The organism is Massilia sp. UYP34 (assembly GCF_056279385.1).
Map to the genome: position 1 here is coordinate 38,239 of NZ_JBWBRF010000001.1, position 25,411 is coordinate 63,649.

The 25,411-nt window shown below is 66.4% G+C and carries 23 protein-coding genes; 7 read left to right on the forward strand and 16 right to left on the reverse strand.

All coding sequences use genetic code 11. The features are described from left to right. The first annotated feature begins 4 nt into the window (after positions 1 to 4). The 4 genes from queF to rapZ all read left to right on the forward strand — a co-directional run bounded on the left by queF (position 5) and on the right by rapZ (position 3,780). Positions 5 to 832 carry an NADPH-dependent 7-cyano-7-deazaguanine reductase QueF gene (gene queF, locus ACZ9AQ_RS00185; RefSeq protein WP_429201709.1) on the forward strand — a complete coding sequence of 276 codons (828 nt, stop codon included), beginning with the start codon at positions 5 to 7 and terminating at the stop codon, positions 830 to 832. Between the two features lie 366 nt (positions 833 to 1,198). Continuing rightward, a complete protein-coding gene (locus tag ACZ9AQ_RS00190; protein WP_429201708.1) occupies positions 1,199 to 1,681 on the forward strand; it encodes a PTS sugar transporter subunit IIA in 483 nt (160 codons plus the stop codon). A 226-nt stretch (positions 1,682 to 1,907) separates the two neighbouring features. Next, positions 1,908 to 2,843, forward strand: a complete 936-nt coding sequence (gene hprK / locus ACZ9AQ_RS00195) for an HPr(Ser) kinase/phosphatase (RefSeq protein ID WP_005663306.1) — start codon at positions 1,908 to 1,910, stop codon at positions 2,841 to 2,843. 58 nt (positions 2,844 to 2,901) lie between these two features. Beyond that, on the forward strand, positions 2,902 to 3,780 hold the full coding sequence (gene rapZ, locus ACZ9AQ_RS00200) for an RNase adapter RapZ (protein WP_429201705.1): 879 nt from the start codon (positions 2,902 to 2,904) through the stop codon (positions 3,778 to 3,780). A gap of 161 nt (positions 3,781 to 3,941) precedes the next feature. On the opposite strand, the gene ACZ9AQ_RS00205 is transcribed toward rapZ, so the two are convergent. From ACZ9AQ_RS00205 to ACZ9AQ_RS00245, 9 genes are all read right to left on the reverse strand, one after another. Further along, the gene (locus ACZ9AQ_RS00205) at positions 3,942 to 5,012 is read right to left on the reverse strand and encodes a DUF5694 domain-containing protein (RefSeq protein WP_429201703.1); all 1,071 of its coding nucleotides are present in this window, start codon (positions 5,010 to 5,012) and stop codon (positions 3,942 to 3,944) included. Positions 5,013 to 5,095: 83 nt separating this feature from the next. Next, a complete protein-coding gene (locus ACZ9AQ_RS00210) occupies positions 5,096 to 6,181 on the reverse strand; it encodes an enoyl-CoA hydratase/isomerase family protein (protein ID WP_429201701.1) in 1,086 nt (361 codons plus the stop codon). A gap of 123 nt (positions 6,182 to 6,304) precedes the next feature. Then, positions 6,305 to 6,664 carry a ribosome hibernation-promoting factor, HPF/YfiA family gene (gene hpf / locus ACZ9AQ_RS00215; RefSeq protein ID WP_429201699.1) on the reverse strand — a complete coding sequence of 120 codons (360 nt, stop codon included), beginning with the start codon at positions 6,662 to 6,664 and terminating at the stop codon, positions 6,305 to 6,307. 75 nt (positions 6,665 to 6,739) lie between these two features. Continuing rightward, complete coding sequence (locus ACZ9AQ_RS00220; RefSeq protein ID WP_429201697.1) at positions 6,740 to 8,215, reverse strand: RNA polymerase factor sigma-54; 1,476 nt, start codon at positions 8,213 to 8,215, stop codon at positions 6,740 to 6,742. Between the two features lie 11 nt (positions 8,216 to 8,226). Then, positions 8,227 to 8,979 carry an LPS export ABC transporter ATP-binding protein gene (gene lptB / locus ACZ9AQ_RS00225; RefSeq protein WP_429201798.1) on the reverse strand — a complete coding sequence of 251 codons (753 nt, stop codon included), beginning with the start codon at positions 8,977 to 8,979 and terminating at the stop codon, positions 8,227 to 8,229. 11 nt (positions 8,980 to 8,990) lie between these two features. Then, positions 8,991 to 9,539, reverse strand: coding sequence for a lipopolysaccharide transport periplasmic protein LptA (lptA, locus tag ACZ9AQ_RS00230; protein WP_429201695.1), 549 nt, complete (start codon positions 9,537 to 9,539; stop codon positions 8,991 to 8,993). A gap of 46 nt (positions 9,540 to 9,585) precedes the next feature. Beyond that, positions 9,586 to 10,191 carry an LPS export ABC transporter periplasmic protein LptC gene (gene lptC / locus ACZ9AQ_RS00235; protein WP_429201693.1) on the reverse strand — a complete coding sequence of 202 codons (606 nt, stop codon included), beginning with the start codon at positions 10,189 to 10,191 and terminating at the stop codon, positions 9,586 to 9,588. Between the two features lie 11 nt (positions 10,192 to 10,202). Beyond that, entirely contained in the window at positions 10,203 to 10,757 is a 555-nt protein-coding gene (locus ACZ9AQ_RS00240; RefSeq protein ID WP_429201691.1) for a KdsC family phosphatase, read from the reverse strand. Continuing rightward, on the reverse strand, positions 10,757 to 11,779 hold the full coding sequence (locus ACZ9AQ_RS00245) for a KpsF/GutQ family sugar-phosphate isomerase (RefSeq protein WP_429201689.1): 1,023 nt from the start codon (positions 11,777 to 11,779) through the stop codon (positions 10,757 to 10,759). The genes ACZ9AQ_RS00240 and ACZ9AQ_RS00245 overlap by 1 nt, the downstream gene beginning before the upstream one ends. A gap of 129 nt (positions 11,780 to 11,908) precedes the next feature. On the opposite strand from ACZ9AQ_RS00245, the gene ACZ9AQ_RS00250 reads away from it, so the two are divergent. Then, complete coding sequence (locus tag ACZ9AQ_RS00250; protein ID WP_429201687.1) at positions 11,909 to 13,888, forward strand: monovalent cation:proton antiporter family protein; 1,980 nt, start codon at positions 11,909 to 11,911, stop codon at positions 13,886 to 13,888. A gap of 57 nt (positions 13,889 to 13,945) precedes the next feature. Here ACZ9AQ_RS00250 and ACZ9AQ_RS00255 read toward each other — a convergent pair whose 3' ends face one another. From ACZ9AQ_RS00255 to ACZ9AQ_RS00275, 5 genes are all read right to left on the reverse strand, one after another. Next, positions 13,946 to 15,088 carry a DUF484 family protein gene (locus ACZ9AQ_RS00255; protein WP_429201685.1) on the reverse strand — a complete coding sequence of 381 codons (1,143 nt, stop codon included), beginning with the start codon at positions 15,086 to 15,088 and terminating at the stop codon, positions 13,946 to 13,948. Between the two features lie 152 nt (positions 15,089 to 15,240). Then, positions 15,241 to 16,086, reverse strand: a complete 846-nt coding sequence (locus ACZ9AQ_RS00260) for an MOSC domain-containing protein (protein ID WP_429201683.1) — start codon at positions 16,084 to 16,086, stop codon at positions 15,241 to 15,243. A 103-nt stretch (positions 16,087 to 16,189) separates the two neighbouring features. Continuing rightward, positions 16,190 to 19,297: a DEAD/DEAH box helicase gene (locus tag ACZ9AQ_RS00265; RefSeq protein WP_429201681.1), complete on the reverse strand. Its 3,108-nt coding sequence runs from the start codon at positions 19,295 to 19,297 to the stop codon at positions 16,190 to 16,192. 124 nt (positions 19,298 to 19,421) lie between these two features. Next, positions 19,422 to 20,513: a redox-regulated ATPase YchF gene (gene ychF, locus ACZ9AQ_RS00270; protein WP_429201679.1), complete on the reverse strand. Its 1,092-nt coding sequence runs from the start codon at positions 20,511 to 20,513 to the stop codon at positions 19,422 to 19,424. Positions 20,514 to 20,663: 150 nt separating this feature from the next. Beyond that, entirely contained in the window at positions 20,664 to 21,749 is a 1,086-nt protein-coding gene (locus ACZ9AQ_RS00275) for a patatin-like phospholipase family protein (RefSeq protein WP_429201677.1), read from the reverse strand. Positions 21,750 to 21,844: 95 nt separating this feature from the next. Here ACZ9AQ_RS00275 and ACZ9AQ_RS00280 point away from each other — a divergent pair, with 95 nt between their 5' ends. After that, entirely contained in the window at positions 21,845 to 23,743 is a 1,899-nt protein-coding gene (locus ACZ9AQ_RS00280) for a DUF3857 domain-containing transglutaminase family protein (protein WP_429201675.1), read from the forward strand. Between the two features lie 32 nt (positions 23,744 to 23,775). Here the strand turns inward: ACZ9AQ_RS00280 and pth are convergent, their stop codons facing one another. Next, positions 23,776 to 24,360, reverse strand: a complete 585-nt coding sequence (gene pth / locus ACZ9AQ_RS00285) for an aminoacyl-tRNA hydrolase (protein ID WP_429201673.1) — start codon at positions 24,358 to 24,360, stop codon at positions 23,776 to 23,778. Here pth and ACZ9AQ_RS00290 point away from each other — a divergent pair. Then, on the forward strand, positions 24,353 to 24,685 hold the full coding sequence (locus tag ACZ9AQ_RS00290; RefSeq protein WP_429201671.1) for a hypothetical protein: 333 nt from the start codon (positions 24,353 to 24,355) through the stop codon (positions 24,683 to 24,685). The two genes, pth and ACZ9AQ_RS00290, sit on opposite strands and share 8 nt — an antisense overlap. Here ACZ9AQ_RS00290 and ACZ9AQ_RS00295 read toward each other — a convergent pair. Then, complete coding sequence (locus ACZ9AQ_RS00295; RefSeq protein ID WP_429201669.1) at positions 24,633 to 25,220, reverse strand: 50S ribosomal protein L25/general stress protein Ctc; 588 nt, start codon at positions 25,218 to 25,220, stop codon at positions 24,633 to 24,635. The genes ACZ9AQ_RS00290 and ACZ9AQ_RS00295 overlap by 53 nt on opposite strands. Positions 25,221 to 25,411: the final 191 nt, after the last annotated feature.

The window sequence follows — 25,411 nt, forward strand, 5'->3', positions numbered from 1 at the left end:
CGCTATGAATACCCCTGATCAATCGCCGCTTGGCAAGTCTTCTGCCTACCAGAGCCAGTACGCCCCCGAACTGCTGTTCCCGATTCCGCGCCAGCAAAAGCGCGAGGAATTGGGCCTGGCGGGCACGCTGCCCTTCTTCGGAGTCGACATCTGGAACGCGTATGAACTGTCGTGGCTGAACATGCGCGGCAAGCCGCAGGTGGCGATCGCGACCGTGACGGCGCCGGCCGATTCGCCGAACATCGTCGAATCGAAATCGTTCAAGCTCTACCTGAACTCGTTCAACCAGACCCGCCTGGCCGGCCCCGACGCCCTGCTGGCCCTGCTGCGCGACGACTTGTCGAACGGCTTCGGCGCGCCGGTCCACGTCACCCTGACCCACCCGGAAGACTTCGGCAAGATCGGGATGGGCGAACTGGAAGGCACGCTGCTCGACCGCCTCGACATCGAGGTCGACGCTTACGCGCCGGCCCCGCAACTGCTCAAGGCCAATCACGAAGACGCGCCGGTCGAGGAAACCCTGGTCTCGCACCTGCTCAAGTCCAATTGCCTGGTCACCGGGCAGCCGGACTGGGGCACGGTGCAAATCCGTTACGTCGGCCCGCAGATCGACCAGGAAGGCTTGCTGAAATACCTGATCGGTTTCCGCGAGCACAATGAATTCCACGAGCAATGCGTGGAGCGCATCTTCGTGGACGTGCTGCGCCAGTGCCGGCCGAGCAAGCTGGCCGTGTATGCGCGCTATACGCGGCGCGGCGGCCTTGACATCAATCCATGGCGCACCAATTTCACCACCGGCAAGCCAGGTAATCTGCGTGGCGCGCGCCAGTAAACATCCAATTTCTGTCAGGATATTACTCGCACGCTTGTGCGTTTTAGGCGACAGCCATGCACCGTGCATAAGACCTTCTTTGGCGATACGATACCGGACGCGCTGCCTTGCTTTGAAGCCGCCCTTCGAGCAATCATCGGTAAACAAGAGGAGCGGCATACGATTGCTGGTGTCACTAGCTGATTCGTTGAGGAAATTGCGTAAAAGTGTTGATGTAAGTCAACTTACTGCTTATCCCGTTTCGACGGGTATCGTGCGGCGGTTCGGCGAGAAGGCCAAACTGTCGCGAATTCGAGTGTCTCGGGCCCTAAACAGGCCTATAATCCCGTGCTCGCAAGCACTCCACGCGTGCATCGCACCCACGTTATGACGAATCTAAGCAAAATCCTCTCGCTCGAGAACGTGCAACTCGACCTCGAAGTGTCGAGCAAAAAACGGGCTTTCGAGCAGGCCGGCCTGATCTTCGAGAACAATTGCGGCATCGCCCGCTCGATCGTCTCGGACAACCTGTTCGCGCGCGAACGCCTGGGCTCGACGGGCCTGGGCCATGGCGTCGCCGTCCCGCATGGCCGCATCAAGGGCAGCAAGAGCCTCAAGTCGCCGCTGGCCGCCTTCGTGCGCCTGAAGGAGCCGATTCCTTTCGAGTCGCCCGACGGCCAGCCGGTGAACCTGCTGTTCTTCCTCTTGATCCCCGACCACGTCACCCAGCAGCACCTCGAGATCCTGTCCGAGATCGCCGAGCTGTTCTCCGACGAATCGGTGCGCACCGCCCTGGCGAACGATCCCGATCCGAAGTCGGTACATGACCGTATTATCAACTGGCAACCCAGCCTGCAGGCTCTGGGTTAAACTGCACGTATGCCAGGACCTATCCCGGTAGGTGGGAGGAAGTTCATGCCGATGCATGGCGAGTGTGAGCAAGGCGCGAGGAGGCCGCATGGCGAGCCATGCAACGACGAGTAACGCAGCGCACACTTGCCAGGCGCGGTAGGAACGACTCTCACCTGCCGGGATAGGTTCTCAACGCGCGGCAATCACGCCGCGCGCGCCTTATTTTGCGACGACGACAATGCCCATGCTGCAGTCTCCGCTGACCATCCAACGGCTGTACGACGACAACCGCGACAGCCTGCAACTCGGCTGGTTTGCGGGCTTTCCCGGCGGCGAACGCCAGATCGCCGGCGACGCCGCCTCGGCCGCCGACCAGGTCGGCCACCTGAACCTGATCCACCCGGGCCGGATCCAGGTGTTCGGCCACCAGGAACTCGACTACTACCACCGCCTCAAGGCCAATTCGCGCAGCCATGTGGTTGGCGAACTGATCGGCGGCGGCCCGCCCGCCCTGATCATCGCCCAGGGCCTGGAAACCCCGCCCGACATCCTGGCCATCTGCGACGAGCAAAACATCCCGCTGTTCTCCACGCCGCTGCCGGCGGCGCAGGTGATCGACTTCCTGCGCGTGTATTTGTCGAAAAAGCTGGCCCAGCGCGTGATCATGCACGGCGTGTTCATGGACGTGCTGGGCGTGGGCGTCCTGATCACCGGCGACTCGGGCCTGGGCAAGAGCGAACTGGGCCTGGAACTGATCTCGCGCTCGCACGGCCTGGTGGCCGACGACGCCGTGGAATTCTCGCGCATCGCGCCGAACATGATCGAGGGCCGCTGCCCGCCGCTGCTGCAGAACCTGCTCGAAGTGCGCGGCCTGGGCCTGCTGGACATCAAGGCGATCTTCGGCGAGACGGCGGTGCGGCGCAAGATGCGCCTCAAGCTGATCGTGCACCTGGTCAAGCGCGGCGCGCTGGACGAAGAGGTCGAGCGCCTGCCCTTCCACTTCCCGACCGAGGACGTGCTGGGCCTGCCGATCCGCAAGGTCGTCATTCCGGTGGCGGCCGGCCGCAACATCGCGGTGCTGCTCGAAGCCGCGGTGCGCAACACCATCCTGCAACTGCGCGGCATCGACACGCTGCAGGAATTCATGGAACGCCAGCGCCAGGCCATGAGCGCGGACTGAAGCGGCATTGGCGGCGCGGCGGCGTGCCATCGGGTGAAGGTTGCGGTATCATCGCCGCATGCACATCGTCCTCATCACCGGCATCTCGGGCTCGGGCAAGTCCGTGGCCCTGAATGTCCTGGAAGACGCGGGTTACTACTGCGTCGACAATCTGCCGCCGGCCCTGCTGCCGGCCCTCGTCAATACGGTCAACGAAACCGGCACCGGCAAGATCGCGGTCGCGGTCGACGCGCGCAGCGCCGAGTCGCTGGTCGAACTGCCGGTGAGCGTGCGCCGCATGCGCGAGGACGGCCATGCGGTCAAGGTCATGTTCCTGACCTCGAGCACCCATTCGCTGGTCGCGCGCTTTTCCGAAACGCGGCGCAGCCACCCGCTGTCGCACGAGCTGCGCCCGGGCGAGAACCCGGCCTCGCGCCGCACCCTGATCGAGTGCATCGCCGAAGAGCGCGAGCGCCTGTCGTCGATCGAGAACCTGGGCCACGTGATCGACACCTCGGAACTCTCGGCCAATAAACTGCGCGCCTGGATCAAGGAGCTGGCCGAGGTCGACCATGCGCCGCTGACCCTGTTCTTCGAATCGTTCGCGTTCAAGGTCGGCGTGCCGCTCGACGCCGACTTCGTGTTCGACGTGCGCGCGATCCCGAACCCGTATTACGACCTGGCCTTGCGCCCCCTCACCGGCAAGGATCAGCCGGTGATCGACTTCCTCGACGCCCAGCCTAGCGCCGCCGAGATGCTGGCCGACATCCGCGCCTTCGTGGCCAAGTGGCTGCCCTCGTTCAAGACCGACAACCGCAGCTACCTGACGGTGGCCGTGGGCTGCACCGGCGGGCAGCACCGCTCGGTGTACATGGCCGAGCACCTCGGCGCGTATTTCAGCGATACCGAGCGCGTGATCGTGCGGCATCGGGAACAGCCGAAGAATCCGGCTGCGTAATTTTTACCGCCAGCCCTCGCACGTCGTTCCCGCGGAGGCGGGAACCCAATTCCTCAGCATAGTGGCGACGTTGAACGTAGTGGGTAAGCACGAACTTGGATTCCCGCCTCCGCGGGAATGACGTGCGAAATGCGGTGGTGCATGGTCGCGTTAGCGGTGGATTACCGCAACACCGCCGCAGTATCCACCACCCGCACATCATGCATCTGGTGCAGATAGGCTTCCAGGTAGCCCTTGTGCGAAGCGCCGACGATGACCAGGAGCCGCGTGCCCGGCATGACGCCCACGACGTCGCGGATGTTCGCCGCCATGCGCAGGTTGCGCGTTTCCCAGTAGCCGATGTAGGCGCGGCCGAAGCGCTGCGGCGACGGTTCGTTCAGCGCCGCGCCGAAGTCAGCTTCGAAGACCGTCGAGACATGATCGGGCGCATTGTAGGCGCGGTATAGCGCCAGCATGCCTTCGGCGCTGCCCAAGCCCTGATACAGGATCTTGTCCGCCTGCCGGAGCGCGCGGTTGGCCGGATTGTCCCAGGCCTTCATGATCGCCTCGCCGGCCGCCTTGCGGTCGGTGTACGGACGGCCTGCCGATTGATCGTCCATCGCATACACGCGTTCATGACCCAGCCGGGCCGCCAGGCGCGCCGCGATCATCACGCTTTCGTCGGGATCGACCGCGAGCTTTCGCAGCTGCTCGACCAGGGCGGCATCCAGGCCGTCGCCGGCGCGGCGCTCCCCGGCCGGCAAATGGAACCACTGGACCGCAGCCGATGCCGGCTCTCCACCCGCCAGGAACAAGGCCGCCAGGCGTCGCCGCTGGGCAGGCGACGGCGTCGCCGGCCATCCGGCCAGCAGCTTCTCCGCTTGCGCCGTCGCTTCGGGAACGTCCAGACCGGTTGCGGCCTTCGCCGCCGCGGTATCCGGGCAATAGGTCTCGACCGTCTCCGCATAACGCGCCGCGTGACGGCGCAGAAAATCGCATTGCGGCCCGGAGCGCTCTTCGACCGCGATCGCCTGCGGCTTCCACGCCGCCAGCCGCTCGTTGAGCAAGGACAGGCTGGCAGGCTGGAACGTCTTGGGCAAGTGCGACAAGTGGGGTGAACCGAGCACCATGATCTCGTTGACCGGCCCTGCTGCCGGACCCTTGAGCCGGCTCGGATCGAAAGTTGGCTGATAGTCCTGGGCAGCGGCGGCGCCGCATAAGGTCATCGAGATCAGCAAGGCGGTCAGGCGCATCGGGTGTCCTTTCAGGTCATGAAGGCCCGATGTTCACACCCCGCCGATACGCTGTCACGCAAAAATGAATATGTTCGCCGTGATTATGCGAGGTGCCTGAGCGGATGCGCATGCGCCGGCCACACCGGTTCGAAAAAGCGTGCCACCATCTGCGGCGTCACCTGTTCGAGCGATGGCGGGTTCCATTGCGGCGCATTGTCCTTGTCGACGACGAGCGCGCGCACGCCTTCGAGCACTTCGCCATGCTCGAAATTGTGGCGCACCAGCGTGCGCTCCATGCGCAGGCAGTCGGCCACGGACAGCTGCGCGCCACGCGCCAGCAGTTCGTGGGTCACGCACATCATCAGGGGCGAACGCTGGCGCATCGCCGCCAGGGCCCGCTGCGCGAACGGCGTCGCGTCGCCTTCGAGCGAGGCCATGATCGCGGCCACCGAGGCCGCGCCGAAATGGGCGTCGATGCGCGTGCGCAGCGACGGCAATTCGCTCTCGCCCGCCAGCGCGGAAAATGGCGCCGCGAAGGCGCGGATCGCCGCCGGCAGCGCGGCGCCGGGCGTGGACGCGATCAACGCATGCAGGGCCGGCAGTTCGGCGCCGGGCACGAACAGGTCGGCCAGCCCGATATGCAGCGCGTCGGCGGCGCCGATCGTCAGCCCGGTCAGGCCCAGGTAATAGCCGAGCCGTCCCGGCGCATGCGACAGGAAATGGCTGCCGCCGACGTCTGGGAACAGGCCGATGTTCACCTCGGGCATGGCCATCCTGGTGCGCTCGGTCACGATGCGCAGGCCGCAATCCGGGCCGCCCTGGGCGATGCCCATGCCGCCGCCCATTACCACGCCGTCCATGACGGCGATGTAGGGCTTCGGATAGAAATGGATCAGGTGGTTCAGCGCGTATTCTTCGGTGAAGAAATCCTCGAGCAACGCACTGCCGCCCATCGGCGTCGCATGGCCGACCTCATGGAAGAAGCGGATGTCGCCGCCCGCGCACAAGGCCTTCTCGCTGCTGCTGGTCAGCACCACCGCCTCGACCTGCGCGTCATCCTGCCAGGCGCGCAGCGCCACGGTCAGCGCGCGCACCATCGCGAGCGACAGCGAATTGAGCGCCTTCGGGCGGTCCAGGGTGATGATGCCGGTGCGGTTGGCGATGCGGGTCAGGACATGGTCGGTCATGGGGTGATCCATCATGGAGAGACCTGCATTTTACCGAACACGCGCTGCGGGTAAAACCGGAAAGGCGGATGCAAAAAGGGCGTCCCCTCAGACGCCCTTAGCTGGTGTGAGCCCTGCGCCTGGTCAGGCGGCAGCGGCCTCTTCGCTGCCACGCTCCGGCAGGCGCTTGATCGAAGTACGGCTATGGTCCTTCAGCATTTGCTTGTGTTTGAGGATCTGTCGGTCCAGCTTATCCATCAGCGTATCGATCGCCGCGTACAGGTCTTGCGCGACGCTTGCCACGTGCAGGGTCTTGCCCGACACCTGGACGTTGATCTCTGCTTTCTGCCTTTTTTCTTTTTCAGTGAGGTTGTCGACGGCCAGGAAGACATGGGTGTCGATCACCTGGTCGAAATGGCGAATGATGCGCTCGAGCTTATTCTGAACGTATTCACGGATGGCGGGGGTCACTTCGAGATGATGGCCACTGATTGTGAGGTTCATACACACTCCTTTGAAAATGATGCACCGTGTGGACCACACCAACGCGACAAGGCACGACGGGTGTGGACGGCGCAGTTACAAGGACTTGCGGAGGCTTACAGGGGGTATCTTGAGGGCTTCACGGTATTTTGCAACCGTCCGGCGCGCAATGACCATGCCTTGTTCCCCGAGCATCTCCGCGATCTTGCTGTCGGATAATGGGTTCCTAGGGTCTTCTGCTCCTGTCAATTGTGCGATGAGCGCACGGATTGCCGTCGAGGATGCTTCGCCTCCCGCCTCGGTGGCAACGTGGCTACCGAAGAAATACTTCAACTCAAACATGCCGTGCGGGGTCAGCATGTATTTCTGGGTTGTGACACGAGAAATTGTGCTCTCGTGTAGGCCTAGTGTATCAGCTATCTCGCGTAAAACAAGGGGCCGCATGGCAACCGCGCCGTGGGAGAAAAAGTTGCGCTGGCGCTCGACGATCGCCTCCGCCACGCGCAGGATGGTGTCGAACCGCTGGCGCATGTTCTTGATGAGCCACTTCGCTTCCTGCAGCTGCGCGCCCATCTGCGCTTCGCTCTTGCCTTGCTTGAGCAGGCTGGCATACAGGCTGTTCACGCGCAGGCGCGGCATCACGTCCGGGTTCAGGGTGACCGCCCAGCCGCTCTTGGCGCGGCGCACGATCACGTCCGGCACCACGTAGTCCGACACGTTCGAGGCGAAGACCGCACCCGGATGCGGATTACACTGGCGCACCACGGCCTGCACCTCGCGCAAGTCTTCGTCGTCGCAGTCGAGCGCTTTTTTCAGCTTGCTGTATTCGCGCTGGGCGAACCAGGTCAGGTAACCTTCGACGATGGTCAGGGCCATGCGCCGCGTGACCATTGGCACGCCCGGCATGCGCCGGATCTGCAGCGCCAGGCACTCGGACGCGCTGCGCGCGCCGACGCCCACCGGGTCCATGCTCTGCACCAGCGCCAGCGCGCAGCGCAGCTCGTCGATCTCGATCTCGAGTTCTTCGGGCAGCCGCGCGTGGATCTCGTCGAGCGGCTCGTCGAGATAGCCGTTGTCGTCCAGCGCATCGATCACCAGCTCGGCGAGCGCACGGTCGCGCACCGACAAGGTGGCTTCGCGCACCTGCTCCATCAGGTGTTCGCGCAGGGTGATGGCGCAGGCTTCCAGCTGCGGGCGGCCGTCCTCGTCCTCGCCGCCGCCGGACGACGGCGCGCCGCCCTCGCTCCAGTCAGCATCAACGCGATCGTTGTCGGCGCCGCTCTCGAGGCTCTCGCCCTCCTGCGCCGGCGCGTCCTGGCCCTCGGCCTGCTGGCCGGGCGCCGGCGGCGCTTCGCCATTGGCGGGCGCATTGTTGATGGCGCCATCGGCCAGCAAACGCACCGAACGGTCGAGCGGATCGTCGAGCCGCTCGAGCAAGGGGTTATCGCCCAGTATCTGCTCGATCTCCTGGTGCAGTTCGAGCGTCGACAGCTGCAGCAACCGGATCGACTGCTGCAGTTGCGGCGTGAGCGCGAGGTGCTGCGAAGTGCGAAGTTGCAGGGACTGTTTCATCTAGGCGTCGCTCACATGCGGAAGTGTTCACCCAGGTACACGCGGCGCACCGACTCGTCCGCGATGATGTCGTCAGGACGGCCGGAGGCAAGCACCGCGCCCTGGTTGATGATGTAGGCGCGGTCGCAGATGCCAAGCGTCTCGCGCACGTTGTGGTCGGTGATCAAGACACCGATCCGGCGCTCTTTCAGGAAGCGCACGATGCGCTGGATCTCGATCACGGCGATCGGGTCGACGCCGGCGAACGGTTCGTCCAGCAGCACGAAGCGCGGATTGGTCGCCAGCGCGCGCGCGATCTCCACGCGGCGGCGCTCGCCGCCCGACAGCGACAGCGCCGGATTCTCGCGCAGCTTCTCGATCTGCAGGTCGGCCAGCAGGGTGTCGAGGCGCTCGTTGATCTGGTCTTTCGACAGCGGCTTGCCATTGTCCTTTTGCAGCTCGAGCACGGCGCGGATGTTCTCTTCCACCGTCAGCTTGCGGAACACCGACGCCTCTTGCGGCAGGTAGGACAGGCCCAATACGGCGCGGCGGTGGATCGGCAGGCTGGTGATGTCGGTGCCGTTGATGTCGATCGAGCCGGCGTCCGACGGCACCAGGCCCACGATCATGTAGAACGACGTGGTCTTGCCGGCGCCGTTCGGGCCCAGCAGGCCGACCACCTCGCCGCACTCGACCTGCAGCGACACGTCGCGCACCACCAGGCGCTTGCCATAGCTTTTCTGCAGGCCCTTGACGACCAGGGTGCTGCAATCGTCCAGCTCCATCGGAATCGCCGTCATTGGGCGCCTCCGCCTGGTGCGCGCTTGGGCGCCAGGATCAGGGTGCCGCGGCCGCCGCCAACCTTGCTCTGGCCGCTGGTGTCGTTACGCACCGTGGCCACTTCCTTGCGGTTGTCGTAGGAGATGAACGGGCCGGTGATCTGGTTGGTCATGCGCGCGCCTTCCAGTTCGCGCACGACGGCGTTGGAATACAGGCGCACCAGTTCCGATCGCTCGTCGTACTCGATGCGCTCGGCCTGGCCGTCGACCCACAGGTCGGAACCACCGTCGCGCTTCTGGCGGAAGGTGGCGACCTTGCCGCCGGCGGCGGTGAGGGTCACGCTCATATAGCCTTCCGGGCTTTCCTTGACCAGGGCGCGGTCGGACTTGAGCACCAGGGTGCCGCGGGTCAGGACCACGTTGCCGGTCAGGATGCGGGTGCCGGTCACCTCGTCGACGTCGAGCGAGTCGAAGTTGATGACTGCCTCCTTGAGCGAATCGGCGCGCTCGGCGGCCGCGGTCAGCGACAGCAGGGAAAGGAAAACGGCGGCAAGTAGTTTTTTCATGGTCGGTTAAGGGTCTCGGGTTGGCACGCGGCGCTGGTGCGGGGAATCAGCGCTGGCGTGGCGGATAGACGATCTGGCCGCGGCTGGACAGGTGCAGCTGCATGGTCGCATTATTGGCGACCATGCCGGTGCCCTTGACGTTGGAGGCGCCAAGCTGCATGTCGATCGGCAGATCGGTCTTCAGGATTTCTTCGTCGGGCAGCACGGTAAGCGCCTGGGTGCGCACGTGCAGCGATTCGCTCTGCGCGGTCTTGGGGCGCTGCAGGTCGACGTCGCCGATCAGCTCGACCCGGTGCTCCTGGTGATGGATTTGCGCGTTCTTCGCCACCACCGTCATCGGCGGGCGGCCCGGCTCGACGCCGCGCAGCACCGGCGCGTCGACGTGCGACACGTCGCCGTTCGGAATATGCGCCAGGCGCTTGCCCGACACCAGGTAGCTCGGCTGGCCGTTCTCGGTCATGCGCACGAAGGAAAAGTTCTCGACGATGTAGTCCGGTTCGTCCGGCGGCCCTCCCAGCTGGGCATCGATGTCGGAGGCCTGCATCAGCTGCAGCAGCCAGAAGCTGCCGAAGGCGAAGAAGGTGCCGATCACGATCATCGCAAGGAGATTCCAGCGGTGCGCGGTACGCTTGTTCTGGACGATGGTAGCCATGCTGGGTGGCCTCAGGCGAAGTACGGCGCGAGCGCCTGGTCGTAGGTGCCCTGGGCGCGCATCACGAGATCGCACACCTCGCGCACCGCGCCGCGGCCGCCGGCGTTTTTCGTCACGTAGTGCGCGCGGTGCTGCACTTCGGGGTGGCCGGACGGCACCGCGACGGCGAAGCCGACGCGCGCGAACAGCGGCAGGTCGATCACGTCGTCGCCGATGTAGCCGCACTGCTCGGCGGTGAAGCCCGTGGCCGCCAGGAGCTTGGCGAAGCCGATGCGCTTGTCATGGATGCCCTGGTGGACGTGCGAAATGCCGAGATCGGCCGCGCGCTTGACGACGATCGGCGACAGGCGCGCGCTGATGATCGCGGTCTGGACGCCGGTCTTGTTGAGCAGCTGGATGCCCAGGCCGTCGAGCACGTTGAAGGTCTTGGTGACTTCGCCTTCCGGGCCGTAGGTCAGGCTGCCGTCGGTCAGCACGCCGTCGACGTCGAAGATCATGACCTTCACGCGCGCGGCGCGTTCCATGTGGGCCAATGGGGTGATGGCCGGGATAAACGTGTCGCTCATCAGATCACCTTGGCGCGGGTCAGGTCGTGGATGTGCAGCGCGCCGACCAGGCGGTCGTCGTCGTCGACCACCAGCATCTGGTTGATGCGGAATTCCTCCATCACGGCGACGGCGTCGACCGCCAGCTGGTCGGGCCGCACGCGGCGCGGGTTGACGTGCATGACGTCGCGGATCTGGATGTTCGAAAAGTCGTGCATGCGCTCGATCACGCGGCGCAGGTCGCCGTCGGTGAACACGCCCACCGGACGGCCTTCGGGGTCGACGACGGCGGTCATGCCGAGGCCCTTGCGGGTGACCTCGAGCAGCGCTTCGACCAGCGGGGTGTCGGGGGTGACGCTCGGCACCGCGTCGCCGCTGCGCATCACGTCGCGCACGTGCGTCAGCAGGCGCCGGCCCAGCGCGCCGCCCGGATGCGACAGCGCGAAGTCCTGTTCGCGGAAACCCCGCGCGTCGAGCAGCGCCACGGCCAGCGCATCGCCCATGGCGAGGGTCACGGTGGTGCTGGTGGTCGGCGCCAGGTTGAGCGGGCAGGCTTCCTTGTCCACCGCGATGTTCAGGTGCACGTCGGCCAGCCTGGCCAGGCGCGAGGCGGGTTTGCCGGTCATGGCGATCACGCGCGCGCCAAGGCGTTTCACGGCCGGCAGGATATCGAGGATCTCGGACGATTCGCCCGAATTGGAAATCGCGATCACGACGTCGTTTTTGGTGACCATGCCCAGGTCGCCGTGCGCGGCTTCGCCCGGGTGCATGAAGAAGGCCGGGGTGCCGGTAGACGCCAGGGTGGCGGCGATCTTGCGGCCGATGTGGCCCGACTTGCCCATTCCGGACACCACCACGCGACCGTCGCAAGCCATGATTAGTTGCGCGGCGTTCACGAAACTGTCGTCGTCGCCCAGGCGCGCCTGCAGCGCGCGGATGGCGTCCGCTTCGATCGACAGCGTGTCGCGACCCAGAGCCAGGACGCGCCGGGCCAGGGTCTCGTCAAAACTTTTCGGCATTATTTTTTCATCGGTTACACTCATTTTGGAAGTATAAACGAATTGGGAAAGCAAAAAACTTGCCAGTCGTAACAAACGATGACAAGCACCTTCCGCGCCACATAGGGCGCATGCCATAAGATCAACAGTTACCGCTCATCGCGTATCGCGCCAATGCATTCCGGCCTTGAACTCACCCTGCTCCTGCTGGGCTGCGCCGTCCTCGGCGTGGTCGCCTTCCGCAGCCTGCAACTGCCGCCGATGCTCGGCTACCTCGCCGTCGGCGTGTTGATCGGCCCGCACGCCCTGGCCCTGGCCGAGGACAGCCCCACCACCCATGCGCTGGGCGAGTTCGGGATCGTGTTCCTGATGTTCTCGATCGGCCTGGAGTTCTCGCTCGGGCAGCTGCGCGCGATGCGGCGCATCGTGTTCGGGCTGGGGTTGGCCCAGGTGATGGCGACGATCTTGGCCGCCATGGGGATCGGGTTGCTGGCGGCCTGGTTCCTGCCCGGCATACCGCTCGGCTGGCAGGCCGCCTTCGCGCTGGGCGGCGCGCTGGCGATGTCCTCGACCGCCATCGTCGTCAAGCTGCTCACCGAGCGGCTCGAGCTCGACAGCGGGCATGGGCGGCGCATCGTCGGCATATTGCTGTTCCAGGACCTGGCGGTGGTGCCGCTCCTGATCATGATTCCGGCGCTGGCGCGCGACCCGGAAGACCTGGCGATCACCCTTGGAGTGGAAGCGCTCAAGGCGGCGCTGGTGCTGGCCCTGCTGCTGTTCTTCGGCCAGAAGTTGATGGGGCGCTGGTTCACCATCGTCGCCAAGCGCCGCTCGCAGGAGCTGTTCATGCTCAACCTCTTGCTGGTGACGCTGGGCGCGGCCTGGATCACCGAGCAGGCCGGCCTGTCGCTGGCCCTGGGCGCTTTCGTCGCCGGCATGCTGATCTCCGAGACGCCCTATAAACACCAGGTGGAAGAAGACATCAAGCCGTTCCGCGACGTGCTGCTGGGGCTGTTCTTCATCACGATCGGCATGCTGCTCGACCTGCAGATGGTGATCAAGCACTGGTGGCTGGTGCTGCTCCTGCTCGCGCTGGTGGTGCTGCTCAAGTTCGGCCTGATCGCCCTGCTCGCGCGCGCCTTCGGGGCGTCGCCCGGAACGGCGCTGCGCACCGGCCTGGCGCTGGCCCAGGCGGGCGAATTCAGCTTCGTGCTGCTCAATCACGCCTCCGGATCGAAGCTGGTCGACCCGTTCGTGATGCAGCTGGTATTGGCCTCGATGGTGCTGTCGATGCTGCTCGCGCCCTTCGTCATCGCCAGTATGGACCGGATCGCGATGAAGTTCGCCGCCAACGAGTGGATGACGCAGTCGCTGCAGCTGACCCAGCTCGCCACGCGCACCATGAAGACCCAGAACCACGTAGTCATCGCCGGCTTCGGGCGCAGCGGCCAGAGCCTGGCGACCCTGCTCAAGGAAGAGGCGCTGCCCTGGCACGCGCTGGACCTGGATCCGGAGCGGGTGCAAGAGGCGCAGGCGGCCGGCGCCGCGGTCTCGTACGGCGACGCGGCGCGCCGCGAAAGCCTGATCGCGGCCGGCATCCACCGCGCCAGCGCGCTGGTGATCACCTTCGCCGACACGCGGCAGGCCTTGAAGGTGCTGCACCTGGTGCACGAACTGGCCCCGAACCTGCCGGTGATCGTGCGCAGCCACGACGACGCCGACATGGACGTGCTCAAACGCGCCGGCGCCACCGAGGTGGTGCCGGAGGCGCTGGAGAGCAGCCTGATGCTGGCCTCGCACACGCTGGTGACGCTGGGCGTGCCGCTGCGGCGCGTGGTGCACCGGGTGCAGGCGGCGCGCGACGACCGCTATGCGGCCTTGCGCGGCTACTTCCATGGCGCCAGCGACAGCGGCGCCACGCTCGAGCCGGGGCATGTGCGCCTGCATTCGGTGCGGCTGCACGCGCAGGCCGGCTCGATCGGCCGCAGCCTGGCGGAACTGGGGCTGCACGGCGTCGCGGCCGAGGTGACGGCGCTGCGGCGCGGCGGCAAGGACGTGGAGCCGGGGCCTGGCGTGGTGCTGGCCGCGGGCGACGTGGTGGTGGTACGGGGGGATGGGGAGGCGGTCAGCCGGGCCGAGGATCGGCTGCTGTGACCACCTTACGTGTGACCACATTCACCAACAACCGTCGGGTCGGCGTTACGCGTGCAATCACGCGAAGGCGACGACCTTGTTGCGGCCGCCGGCCTTGGCCTGGTACAGCGCCGCATCGGCGGCCGCCACCAGTTCCTGCGTCATGCCTTCGATCGCGTTGTCGTGCGCAGGGTCGTGCGCGGAATCGGACCACTGCTCCGATAGCACGGCGACGCCGATCGACACCGTCACGTCGACCCGTTCGCCGCCACTCAGGCTGATCGGCGCGGCGGCGACGCCGGCGCGGATGCGGTGCGCGACCATGCTCGCGCTTTCCAGGTCGGCGTCGATCAGCAGCACCACGAATTCCTCGCCGCCGAAACGCCCCAGCGCATCCGACATGCGCAGCTCGGCCTTGATGCGGCCGCACACCTCGCGCAGGACTTCGTCGCCGCCCTGGTGGCCGACCGTGTCGTTGACACGCTTGAAGTGGTCGATGTCGATGTACATGCAGGACAGGCGATAGCCCTGGCGCCGGGCGCGCGCGGTCTCTTCGATCAGGCGGCGGTCCATGTAGCGGCGGTTGTAGACGCCGGTGAGCGAATCGGTGAGGCCGATGTACTTGAGCATCTCGTTGCTGATCACGTTTTCGAGGCAGATCGCGATGATCGAGCCCATGTGCTCGACGAAATCGGTGCCCAGGTTCGGCGTGAAGCGGGCCGGATCGGCGCTGCCCAGGTTCAGGCTGCCGATCAGGCGCGTATTGCGCAGCAGCGGCACCAGGGCCACGCTCTGCAGGCCGGCGGGCGGATGCGGGAACATGGCGCAGTGCTGGCCCGGCGCATAGGCGCCCAGGATCGGACGCGGACGGCGCTCGGGCGCCATGTCGAAGCCGAGCTCGACCGCATGCTCGCAGAACATCAGGTTGGGGAACTGCTCGAAATCGACGCCCAGGCGGTGCATGACGGTATAGATGTCGGCATCCGGATCGACCAGCGACAGGGTGACGGTGTCCAGTTCCGAAATCACCGGCAGCGTGCGAAAGATCGTGCCGACCAGTTCCGGAAAGCTGCCGGCGCCCACGATCTGCAGGTCGAAGGCCTGGTGGCGGCACATGATGTCGTGGTTACGTTCGGCCTGCTCGAGCAGGTACGCCATGCGCGCGCGCAGGGTCTCGTTTTCCGCCATCAGTTCTCGCGTCGACGCGCTCGGCTCGTGCATGAAGCATTCCTTTCAGCAATAACCATAACATTACGCCATCCACTCTTGCTTGGATATGAAAAACCGCCTGTCAGTACAAGGGAATAGGCGATTTTGCGACACTGTCGCGGGCTGCCGGCGTTTGGCCTGCCGTGGTGCTTATTTAGAATTACTTAGAAAGCGAGCTCGGCGTTTAGTTCCTGGCCGACGCGCACCGTGCGGCCGATGCCGTCCTGGACGATGACGTTCATGCCCAGCGTCACCGCGCCATCCATGCGGGCGTTGGCGCGGTAGGTTTGCAGGATGTCGAGGGGATCAGGGCCGGGAATGCCGGTGGCCTGGTCGACCGACGGGATCGGACAACGCGCGCAGGGCTTGACCGGGCGCAGGCTGACGTCGTCGTCGCTGAAAACGGCCACGAAATCCTCTTCGAAGGCGTCGATGCCTTCCACGACCACGTTGGGACGGAAGCGGTTCATGGGCAGCGCGGCGCGGCCGGCCTGCGCCAGCTTGCGGTTCAGGTCGTCGAGCGAGGACTGGCCGATCAGGAGGATCGGGTAGCCGTCCGAGAAGCGGGCGGCGGCAGGCAAGCCGCCGGTCCATGGGCTGATCTTCGGGCGCACGACGTCCGGGCGGAAGCGCACCAGGCGGCATGGCGCGCCGACGGCGTCCGTGAACCATGCCGCGGCATCCTCGCCGCAGTCGGCGGCCAGGACGTGGTCGTCCCAGATCAGCACCTCGATCGCCGGCGCCTCGGGCGCGTGCGCCAGCGGCAGGCGGATCGGAGACAGGCCGGGCGCCTCGACCACCAGTGCATCCCCTTCGACGCGCGGCGCGATGGTGGCCATGCGCGGGTATTCGCGCTGGGTCAGGAACAGGCCCTCGCGCGTCACCACCATCCATTCGCGGTCGTGCACGCCGCCGGCCGACAGGCCGTCAAGGGCCAGCGTCGCGTCAAGCACGGACAGGCCGGCGCAGGACTTGATCGGATAAAGGAAGAGTTCGGAGACGATGGCCATGCTGTGATTGAGGGAGGCGGAAAGAAGCCATCAGTATGGCAGCAATCGGCGTTGCCGGCGCGATCCCGAAGGGCGGATCCGATGGCATCGGCCGCCCTGCCCGCTAGCCCTCGACCGTCTCGCGGCTGCGTTCCACCAGATACGTCGCCAGCAGGCCGGACGGCAGCGCAGGCCGGCCCGCATCGAACACCTTGCGGTTGCCGATGACGATGAAGCTGTCCCTGGCGCGCGATACCGCGACGTTGAGCATGTTCGGCTTCTGGTCGAAGAAGGCGCCGCCAGTGAAACTGTCGCCATAGGTCGGCGAAAACAGCACGATGGCGCGCTCGGCTCCCTGCAGCGCGTGCACGGTGCCGACCGTCAGGCGGCTGTCCTTGCGCAGCAGGTCCGGCATGTCGCGGCGCAGGCGCCGCTCGATCGCGCCCGCCTGGGCTGCGAACGGGGTCACGATGCCCACCAGGGCCCAGATCGGCGTCGGCTTGCCCGCATCATCGAGGTAATGCCGTTCGATGGCCTCGCGGTGGGCCTTGAGCCAATCGACCACCGCGGCCGCCTCGGCGTCGTTCTGGCGGCTGCCGCCGCGCCGCACATCCCTGCCGCCAACGTGGATCAGCTCGAATGGCGGCAGGATCCGCTCCGCCGGCGGCAGCGACGCGCGTTTCGGCGCGAGGCGGCAGGCGTAGATCAGCCGGTTGCAGTAATCGATCAGTTCCGGCACACAGCGCCGGTGTTCGGTCAGCATCAGGCCGCCGATGTCCTCGTACTGCCGGACCGTGCAGCTGCGGTTGGCGATGCGCATCAGGCTGCCGCTGGCCGACGCAAACCCGGCCTGCGCCAGGCGTTCGTAGGCGGGGTCGTGGAAGGCCGGCGCCAGGCCGAACTTGACGGCGTTGGCGCGGTCGGTCGCTTCGCCGCCGTTCCAGACCGGCTCGATCTGGAACGTGTCGCCGACCACCATAGCGCGCCGCGCCAGGGCGAACATCGGCGCGCCGATATCGGGCGAGACCTGTCCTGCCTCGTCCACCACCAGCAGGTCGATCGTATTCCAGAACGGCATGTCTTCGCCTTCCCAGGCGGTGAAGAACGACGGCGCCATGTGGAAGTTCGACACCATGCAGGGAGAGAGCTTGGCGAAGCGGCGGTACTTCGCTTCGAGCTTGCGGCGTCCCTTGGTATCCTTGATGCCGCTCCTGATCCGGTGCCGCACTTCCAGGATCCACTGGCCCGACCAGTACCAGTCGGCGACGGCGAACATGCGCGCGCGTACCTTCTTGTCCAGGTGGTCGTTCAGGTTGGCCAGGCTGGCGTCGAGCAGTTCCGGATCGTCGCCGGCCACGTCGCGCCAGGCGGCGAAGGCGCCGGTGACGCGGGCACGCTCCTGCTCCAGCAGCGCCATCTCCTGCTTGACGTCGTCGCTCTGGCGCGCGAGCGCCTCGTTCAAGGCGAGCAGCTCGGCCAGGGTGTCGTTCTTGTGCTGCAGCGCTTCCTTCTTGAGCGTATGGAAGTGTCCCGGCATGCCGTCGGCGCGGTGCTGGAGGTCGGCGGTCAGCGGATGCGCCATCAGCACCTGGCGGTCGCGCGCCATGCGGCGCCGGCGCACTGCCGGCACGAAACTGAAGAGATCGAGCCAGACCGAGGCGTCGGCCAGGTAGGCCGCCCACGCCTTCTCGGCGCGCATGATGTCGTCGCGGCGCGCCTCGTAGGCGCGCAAGGCGGCGTCGGCGGCCTGATCGCTCTCGTTCCGGCGATCGCGCAGCCGCGCCAGCTGCTCGCGGCAACGCGTGAGCCCCTCGTTCAAGGTCGCCAGCAAGACCCGGTACGCGGCGACGGCGCCGTCGTCGATGTCCTGGCCGAGCGCATGGAACAGCGCATGGCGCGCCGCCACCAGGGCGTCGAGGCGCGCGGCGAGCCCTTTCAGTTCGGCGTGCAGGTCGTGGACCACGGTGCCGACGCCGTCGCCGCGCCGCCTGAAATGCATGGCCGCGCAGTCGAGGTAATGGCGCTCCGCGGCCACCAGCATGTCCGGCGTCTCGAACTCCTCGAAGGGGTGGCTCTTGCCGGTGCAGGCCGGATGCGCGCTCTGGCGTGATTCGGACGCCAGGAACAGCCCGAAGCCGCGCCCGTAGGGATGCCAGCGCCGATGCCCGGTCTCGGCCGCGATTTTCGCGAAGCTGTCGAGCACGTTCTCGACCGCCTTCACATTGGTCGAGGCGACCACGATCAGCGGACAATCGCCGCCGGCCAGGGCCGCGTCGACCCAGAGCTGGGCGACCACGCTGTGCAGCAAGGTGGTCTTGCCGGTGCCGGGCGGCCCGTTCACCGCCAGGATCTGCCCCTCGCCCAGGCGCTGCAGCTCGACCATCGCCGTGCGCTGGGACGGCGACAGGTGGTGCAGCGGATGCATGTGGCCGACCGTCTTGCCATCGTACGGCGCGGCCTGCTGCAAGGGCAGCGGCGCGCGCGCCGCGCTGGCGGCGACGGTGCGCAAGGTGTCAAGGAGCGGCGTGGGCGGCCCCTCGGCGATGATGCGATCGTACAGCTTCAGGAGGTGCCGCGCGACGACCGGCGGCTCGTAGGGCATGCCGTGCCAGCCCGACACCAGGCGGTGCTCGTGGAGCGCGAAATCCGGCAGCCGCTTCCCCTCCCCAGCCGGCAGCAGTGACGACAGAGCGGGCAGCCCGACCCCCGTCACGGCTGCGAACAGGCGCGCCGCCAGCTGGAAGGTGTCGCCCATGCCGGTGGCTTGTTCCGGCAGCGCGCCGATGAAGTCGTCGACGCTGGCCAGCGCGCCGACCGAGGTGCGCCCCAGGGTCGGTTCCAGCAGCTCGCGCGGGATCCAAGGCATGCGCTCGGGGTCGGGCGACAGCAGGCCCTGGCGATCGAGCAGGCAAGGAATGCACAGCACCGACGCGCCCTTGTGCAGCTCGGCGCCGTCCTGCCTGGCGCCGTGGCTCGCGTCCAGCGCCAGGCGCGCCGGAATCAGCACGAAGGGGATGCGGCCGCTCCGCTCCAGCTTGCTGGCATTGAACTGTGCCTCGATCCAGCCCGCCAGGTCGGGCGCGGCTTGCGCGACCCGCCACGCACCGTCGTTTTCCGCGAGCGCGACCGGCTTGCTGTCGGGCGCCACCTCGGGATGCAGCAGGCTCACTTCGGCCAGCGCGGCGCGCCAGTACGGCAAGGGCAGCAAACGGTTCTGGACTGCTTCGTTCATGTTTTCCTGTAGCTCAACCGTATCCAGACGGCATGCCTTGTTTTGTTTTGCCAAGCCAAAAAGAAACAAGCCCTTCGGATTGAAGGGCTTGTGTCGTGGGCGGGCGCTTCGCGCGCCCGGTGGATCAGACGTTGAACAGGAAGTTCAGCACGTCGCCATCCTTGACGATGTATTCCTTGCCCTCGGCGCGCATCTTGCCCGCTTCCTTGGCGCCCGCCTCGCCCTTGTAGGTCAGGAAGTCATCATACGAAATGGTCTGCGCGCGAATGAAGCCGCGCTCGAAGTCGGTGTGGATCACGCCCGCGGCCTGCGGCGCGGTGGCGCCGATCGCCACGGTCCAGGCGCGCACTTCCTTCACGCCGGCGGTGAAGTAGGTCTGCAGGCCCAGCAGCTTGAACGCCGCGCGGATCAGGCGGTCCAGGCCCGGCTCGTCCATGCCCATGTCGCCCAGGAAGTCGGCCTTGTCGGCGTCGTCCATCTCGGCGATCTCGGATTCGATCGCGGCGCAGATGGCGACGATCGGGGCGTTCTGCTTGTTGGCGAACTCGGTCAGCTGGTCCAGCAGCGGGTTGTCCTTGAAACCGGTATCCGACACGTTGGCCACGAACATCGCCGGCTTGGCGGTGATCAGGTGCAGCGGGTAGATGATCGCCATCTCTTCCTTGTCCAGGCCCATGGTGCGCACCGGCTGGCCTTCGTTCAGGTGCGGCATCAGGCGTTCGAGCAACGCGACCAGCTTGGCCGCGTCCTTGTCGCCCGAGCGCGCCTTCTTCTGCTCGCGGTGGATGGCTTTCTCGACGGTGCCCATGTCGGCCAGCGCCAGCTCGGTCTGGATGACTTCGATGTCGTCGATCGGGCTGACCTTGCCGGCCACGTGGATCACGTTCGGGTCTTCGAAGCAGCGCACCACGTTGACGATGGCGTCGGTTTCGCGGATGTGCGACAGGAACTGGTTGCCCAGGCCCTCGCCCTTCGACGCGCCGGCCACCAGGCCCGCGATGTCGACGAATTCGACGATCGCCTTGACCACGCGCTCCGGCTTGACGATGGCGGTCAGCGCGTCAATGCGCGGATCCGGCACCTCGACCACGCCCACGTTCGGCTCGATGGTGCAGAACGGGTAATTTTCAGCCGGGATGCCGGCCTTGGTCAGGGCGTTGAACAGGGTGGATTTGCCAACGTTGGGCAGGCCGACGATGCCGCATTTGAGGGTCATGGATACTATTCCTAATTCGATAAGCGCGAGCGATCGATGAACCGCTCCAAACCGTGCATTGTAACCCGGACAGGGCCGGCTGCCGCAAAAAACGGCGCGTTCCGTGCCCGTTGCAACGCTGGGGTTTCTACTGTGGCAAGCCTGGATCGGCTAGATCGGCTTGATGCGGCCCGGGTCCGGCCGCAGGACGAATTCGGCCAGCTCGTCGCGCAGCCGCTCCCCTTCCCCGATGGCGCGCTTCCACGTGCGTGCACGCTCATCGTGATTCAACCCGTAGAAGGTGAAGTCGGCGCGGTCCGGCAGTTTTGCGCGCGGCAGCGTGCGCAGGAATTCCCTGGACGGCGCCACCAGCAGCACGTTGTCGAGCCAGCCGCGATTGGCGCCGCGCGCTGCCCTTCTCCATGGGAATCCTTTGTCCAGCCAGCCCGGCACGATGTGCTCGCTGAAATGCGGGTACAGCACCAGCTCGCCCGTGGCGCGCGAATACGGCAGCGCCAGGTGGTAGTCGATGATGCCGCCGTCCCAGTAGCTGCCGGCGGGCGCTTCGGCAATGCCGGTCACCGCCTTCATGAGCAGGGGCAGCGTGCCCGATGCCAGCAGGCCGGGCGCCAGGTTGGCGCGCGTGAGGTTCGAAAAGTGCGTATTGAACCCGTCGAAGCGCTCGCGCAGCCATGGCGCCTTGCTGCGCGCGTCGCTGATCACTACCCGCTCCAGCAGGCGCGCCAGCCAGCCGCGCGAGCCGGCGTTGTGCAGCGCCGCCGACACGAAGCCGCGCATCTCGGCATGGCGGTGCGCGGGCGACGCCAGCGAACGCAGCCCGCGTGCGGTCAACAGGTGCAGCCGGTAATGCTCGTGGTTGACGATGTCGTCTTCATGCCCGCGCACCAGTTCGCCCAGCAAGGCCTGGACGACCGCGTCGATGTCCTGTGGAGAAGGCTTCAGGCTCGTGTAGCGCTGGCCCGCGTACAGCTCGCCCAGCAGGGCGAGGGCCTTGACCGGATCCTTCTGACAGGCGGCTGCCATGCGCCAGGCGCCGATCGAGGCGCCGATCAGCGTGCGTTCGCGCGGGGCCGACGGGAACCATTCTCCGAACATCCATTGGTCCAGCGACTGGAAGATCAGCCCCTTGGGGCCGCCAGCGGCGGCCGGCACGATGGCCACGTCCCGCGCCCGCAAGCCGTGTTCCGCGATCTGCGCCATGGCCGATGGCCCGGCATGAAAAGTAAGCGCCTTCATGCCGAAATTATCGCAGGAAGCATGCACTTGCGCCCGATCAATCCTGCGACCGTACTGCTGCGTAACATGGGCCGGTCGCGTGTCCGGAGAATGCCATGCCCCTGCGCTTCGTCGTCATGCTGTGTCTGCGTCTGTGTCCATTGCTGCCATTACTGTGCTTGCCTGCATCGGCGAGCGCGCTCGAGGCCGACAGCGGCACCGACCGCTCGGTAGTGGTGGACCGCCACGTCCAGCATTTCGTGGTCGAGGCCAGCGGCGCCTACACGCTCACGGTCGAGCAGGCCAAGACCATCGTCAACCGCGCGGCGCTGCACGAACACGCCCAGTTCTACATCGGCTACAACCAGTCGCTCGACGACGTCGTCTCGGTCGAGGCGCACACCGAGAAAGCCGACGGCCGGCGCCTGGCGGTGCAGCCGCACCAGATCCGCGACCAGCAAGAAGCCGCCTCGCTCGACGCCCCGATGTTCCAGGACACGCGGCTCAAGATCGTCGTGTTCCCCGACGTCGAGGCCGGCGACAAGGTCGTGGTGCGCTACGTCGTGCGGCGCCACACGCCGCTGTTTCCCGGCCACTTCGAAGACCTGACCGCAGCGCGCTTCCAGCGCCAGCGCGACTTCCGCCTGGTCTACGACATGCCGGCCTCGATGCCGCTGCACGCCGACGCGGTCGGCTTCGACGCGATTGCCACGGCGCCGGCCACGGGCATGGGCGCGCCCGCGCCCGGCAAGCGCCGCTATGCCTGGCGCTACGTCGACGGCGACAATGCGCGACTGGAGGCCGATTCGGTCAGCTATCTCGACTACGGCAAGCGGCTCGCGGTCTCGACCTTCGCCGACTATGCCGCCTTCGCGCGCGCCTACCAGGAGCGCGCCGCCGGCAAGGCCATGCCCGACGACACGGTGGCGGCGCTGGCGGCCAGCATCACGGGCGCCACCCTCGACCGCCGCGCACGCGCGATCGCCCTCTCCGACTGGGTGCGCAAGAACGTGCGCTACGTCGGCGTCTATCTCGGCCCCGGCGGCGTGGTGCCGCATGCGGCATCGAGCGTGCTGGCCAACCGCTATGGCGACTGCAAGGACCACGCGACCCTGCTCGAGGCGCTGCTGGCCAGCTCCGGCATCGACAGCACGGTGGCGCTGGTCAATAACGGCGACGCCTATCGCCTGCCCGGCGTGCCCACGCTCGGCGTGCTCAATCATGCGATCGTCTACATTCCTTCGCTGCAGCTGTATCTCGATCCGACCGCCGAATCGGTGGCGGGCGGCTTCCTGCCGGCGGCGCTGCTCGGCAAGCCCGCGGTGCTGGCGCGCTCGGGAGGGTTCGCGATGATTCCTTTCTTTCAGCAGGCGCGCAGCCGCACGTTTACCCAGTTCGACATCCAGCCCGACGGCGGCAGCCGCTTCAAGGTCACCCGCACCAGCAGCGGCGCCCAGGCCGAGCCCTACCGGCGCGTGGTGCGCGCGACGCCGGCGGCCGAGCGCGACCGCTTCGTCGAGCGCATGCTGCAAGGACTGGGGCAACAGGGCGGCGGCGTGCTGGAGCCGGGCGACACCGACAGCGTGGCCGACGACTACACCCTGTCGCTGCGCGGCGCCAGCAGCGGCTTCACGCAACTGCCGGGGCCGACAGGGTTGGCCACCACGTACAACTTCTGGGGAGGATTGGGCGACGCCGTGTTCGCGTTCACGCGGGAACCCGAGCGGCGCCAGGAGTTCGTCTGTCCGGCGATCGATGCCGAAGACGAGCTGCGCTTCCAGCTGCCGAAGCGCGCCCAGGTGCTGGCCCTGCCGCGCGCCGTCAAGGTGATTGATGCCAACTTCGCCTACCGCTCGCACTACCAGCGGCGCGGCGCGCTGGTGACGGTCAGGCGCCAGCTCAAGTTCAGGCACACGGCGGCCACGTGTTCGCCCGACGACTACCGGCGCATGCGGCCAGCGCTCGAGCGCATGCTGCGCGACCTGCGCTCGCAGGTCGTGGTGCGGGGCGGATGAGCCGGGTAGCCGGGGAAGCGGCGAGCGCGGCCTCAGGCCGTATGCAGTTGCATCGTCGCCACGTCGAGCTTGCCTTCGCAGGCGAGCGGGATGATGCGCAGGCTCTTGTCGATCGATTCTTCGATCAGGCTCTGCTCTTCGCGGCGCGGACGGTGCAGCACGAAATCGGCCACGCCCTGCTGCAGGTTCAGGCTGCGCGGGTGGCCGATGCCCAGGCGCAGGCGCCAGTATTCCTGGGTGCCGAGGGCCGCGGTGATGTCCTTCAGGCCGTTGTGGCCGCCCGAGGAACCGCCCTTCTTGAGCTTGGCGACGCCGGGCATCAGGTCGAGCTCGTCATGCACGACCAGGATTTCGTCCGGATTGATCTTGTAGAAGCGCGCCAGCGCGCCGACCGACTGGCCCGAACGGTTCATGAAGGTCTGCGGCTCGAGCAGCCAGACGTCGTTGCCCGAGATCGCGGTCTTGGCCACCAGGGCGTTGAAGCGCGATTCACGCTGCAGGCGGCAACCCGGCAGGCTGTTGGCCAGGTTGTCGACCAGCCAGAAGCCGGCATTGTGGCGGGTTTGTTCGTATTCCGGGCCAGGGTTGCCGAGGCCGACGATCAGACGGATGGACATGCGTGGGTCTTATGGGGAAAAGGCGATTATCGCTCAAACGGGCTATCTGGCGTGCACAACGATGTTCGGTGCAGGCCATAGCGATGTCCGTGGGGTTGGCGGCTTCGCCGCCGACGCGGTGATTGTGATCGGTTCCGATTTCGTGCCGGATGATCTCGCTGCCAACCATCACCGCGTCGGCGGCAAGCCGCCAACCCAACAAAACAAAACCCGCCAGGCAAGCCGTGGCGGGTTTTTTCGATGCGCCACCGAAGCGGCGCGATCAGCCGGTATTACTCGGCAGCGGTTTCAGCAGTTGCTGCGCCGCGTGGGATCGAGGTGGTGACGATGGTCAGGTTCTGGCCGTGGGTCAGCGCGGTCACGCCTTCTGGCAGGGCCAGGTCGCCGGTGTGGATCGATTGGCCGGCTTCCAGCTTCGACAGGTCGACTTCGATGAACTCTGGCAGCTTGCCTGGCAGGCACGACACTTCCAGTTCGTTCAGCACGTGCGACACGATGGCGCCGCTCAGCTTGACTGCTGGCGAGACTTCGGCGTTCACGAAGTGCAGGGAGACCTTGGTGTGGATCGGCTTCGAGGTGTCGACGCGCTGGAAGTCGGCGTGCAGGACCAGTTGCTTGAATGCGTGCATCTGGAAGTCACGCAGCAGCACTTGCTGGGTCTTGCCGTCGATTTCCAGGTCCAGCACGGAACCGTGGAATGCTTCTTTCTTGAGCGCGTGGTACAACGCGTTGCCGTCCAGGGCGATCAGCGCCGGGGCTTCGGTGCCACCGTAGATGATGCCTGGGGTCTGGCCAGCGTTGCGCAGGCGGCGGCTCGCTCCGGTCCCCTGCTGAGTGCGGTTGAATGCGACTACTTTCATGTGAAACTCCAAAAATAAATGGGCCCGAATGCCGCAGACAATTCCACGGCCCGGTTGCCCAGTGGCGACCATCCCCGCGACCAGGGAGGTCAAGAACGAGCGCCGGAATGCGCGCTCAAGAAAATCGATACTTCTGCAGCACTACGACAGCGTCGTCCCCGCGAAGGCGGGGACCCAAGTACTGCAAGCGT

What these genes read in the sequence shown, in the direction of transcription:
- queF (WP_429201709.1), top strand. Translation starts at nt 5, where the DNA reads ATGAATACCCCTGATCAATCGCCGCTTGGCAAGTCTTCTGCCTACCAG.
- ACZ9AQ_RS00190 (WP_429201708.1), top strand. Translation starts at nt 1,199, where the DNA reads ATGACGAATCTAAGCAAAATCCTCTCGCTCGAGAACGTGCAACTCGAC.
- hprK (WP_005663306.1), top strand. Translation starts at nt 1,908, where the DNA reads ATGCTGCAGTCTCCGCTGACCATCCAACGGCTGTACGACGACAACCGC.
- rapZ (WP_429201705.1), top strand. Translation starts at nt 2,902, where the DNA reads ATGCACATCGTCCTCATCACCGGCATCTCGGGCTCGGGCAAGTCCGTG.
- ACZ9AQ_RS00205 (WP_429201703.1), bottom strand. Translation starts at nt 5,012, where the DNA reads ATGCGCCTGACCGCCTTGCTGATCTCGATGACCTTATGCGGCGCCGCC.
- ACZ9AQ_RS00210 (WP_429201701.1), bottom strand. Translation starts at nt 6,181, where the DNA reads ATGACCGACCATGTCCTGACCCGCATCGCCAACCGCACCGGCATCATC.
- hpf (WP_429201699.1), bottom strand. Translation starts at nt 6,664, where the DNA reads ATGAACCTCACAATCAGTGGCCATCATCTCGAAGTGACCCCCGCCATC.
- ACZ9AQ_RS00220 (WP_429201697.1), bottom strand. Translation starts at nt 8,215, where the DNA reads ATGAAACAGTCCCTGCAACTTCGCACTTCGCAGCACCTCGCGCTCACG.
- lptB (WP_429201798.1), bottom strand. Translation starts at nt 8,979, where the DNA reads ATGGAGCTGGACGATTGCAGCACCCTGGTCGTCAAGGGCCTGCAGAAA.
- lptA (WP_429201695.1), bottom strand. Translation starts at nt 9,539, where the DNA reads ATGAAAAAACTACTTGCCGCCGTTTTCCTTTCCCTGCTGTCGCTGACC.
- lptC (WP_429201693.1), bottom strand. Translation starts at nt 10,191, where the DNA reads ATGGCTACCATCGTCCAGAACAAGCGTACCGCGCACCGCTGGAATCTC.
- ACZ9AQ_RS00240 (WP_429201691.1), bottom strand. Translation starts at nt 10,757, where the DNA reads ATGAGCGACACGTTTATCCCGGCCATCACCCCATTGGCCCACATGGAA.
- ACZ9AQ_RS00245 (WP_429201689.1), bottom strand. Translation starts at nt 11,779, where the DNA reads ATGAGTGTAACCGATGAAAAAATAATGCCGAAAAGTTTTGACGAGACC.
- ACZ9AQ_RS00250 (WP_429201687.1), top strand. Translation starts at nt 11,909, where the DNA reads ATGCATTCCGGCCTTGAACTCACCCTGCTCCTGCTGGGCTGCGCCGTC.
- ACZ9AQ_RS00255 (WP_429201685.1), bottom strand. Translation starts at nt 15,088, where the DNA reads ATGCACGAGCCGAGCGCGTCGACGCGAGAACTGATGGCGGAAAACGAG.
- ACZ9AQ_RS00260 (WP_429201683.1), bottom strand. Translation starts at nt 16,086, where the DNA reads ATGGCCATCGTCTCCGAACTCTTCCTTTATCCGATCAAGTCCTGCGCC.
- ACZ9AQ_RS00265 (WP_429201681.1), bottom strand. Translation starts at nt 19,297, where the DNA reads ATGAACGAAGCAGTCCAGAACCGTTTGCTGCCCTTGCCGTACTGGCGC.
- ychF (WP_429201679.1), bottom strand. Translation starts at nt 20,513, where the DNA reads ATGACCCTCAAATGCGGCATCGTCGGCCTGCCCAACGTTGGCAAATCC.
- ACZ9AQ_RS00275 (WP_429201677.1), bottom strand. Translation starts at nt 21,749, where the DNA reads ATGAAGGCGCTTACTTTTCATGCCGGGCCATCGGCCATGGCGCAGATC.
- ACZ9AQ_RS00280 (WP_429201675.1), top strand. Translation starts at nt 21,845, where the DNA reads ATGCCCCTGCGCTTCGTCGTCATGCTGTGTCTGCGTCTGTGTCCATTG.
- ACZ9AQ_RS00290 (WP_429201671.1), top strand. Translation starts at nt 24,353, where the DNA reads ATGGACATGCGTGGGTCTTATGGGGAAAAGGCGATTATCGCTCAAACG.
- pth (WP_429201673.1), bottom strand. Translation starts at nt 24,360, where the DNA reads ATGTCCATCCGTCTGATCGTCGGCCTCGGCAACCCTGGCCCGGAATAC.
- ACZ9AQ_RS00295 (WP_429201669.1), bottom strand. Translation starts at nt 25,220, where the DNA reads ATGAAAGTAGTCGCATTCAACCGCACTCAGCAGGGGACCGGAGCGAGC.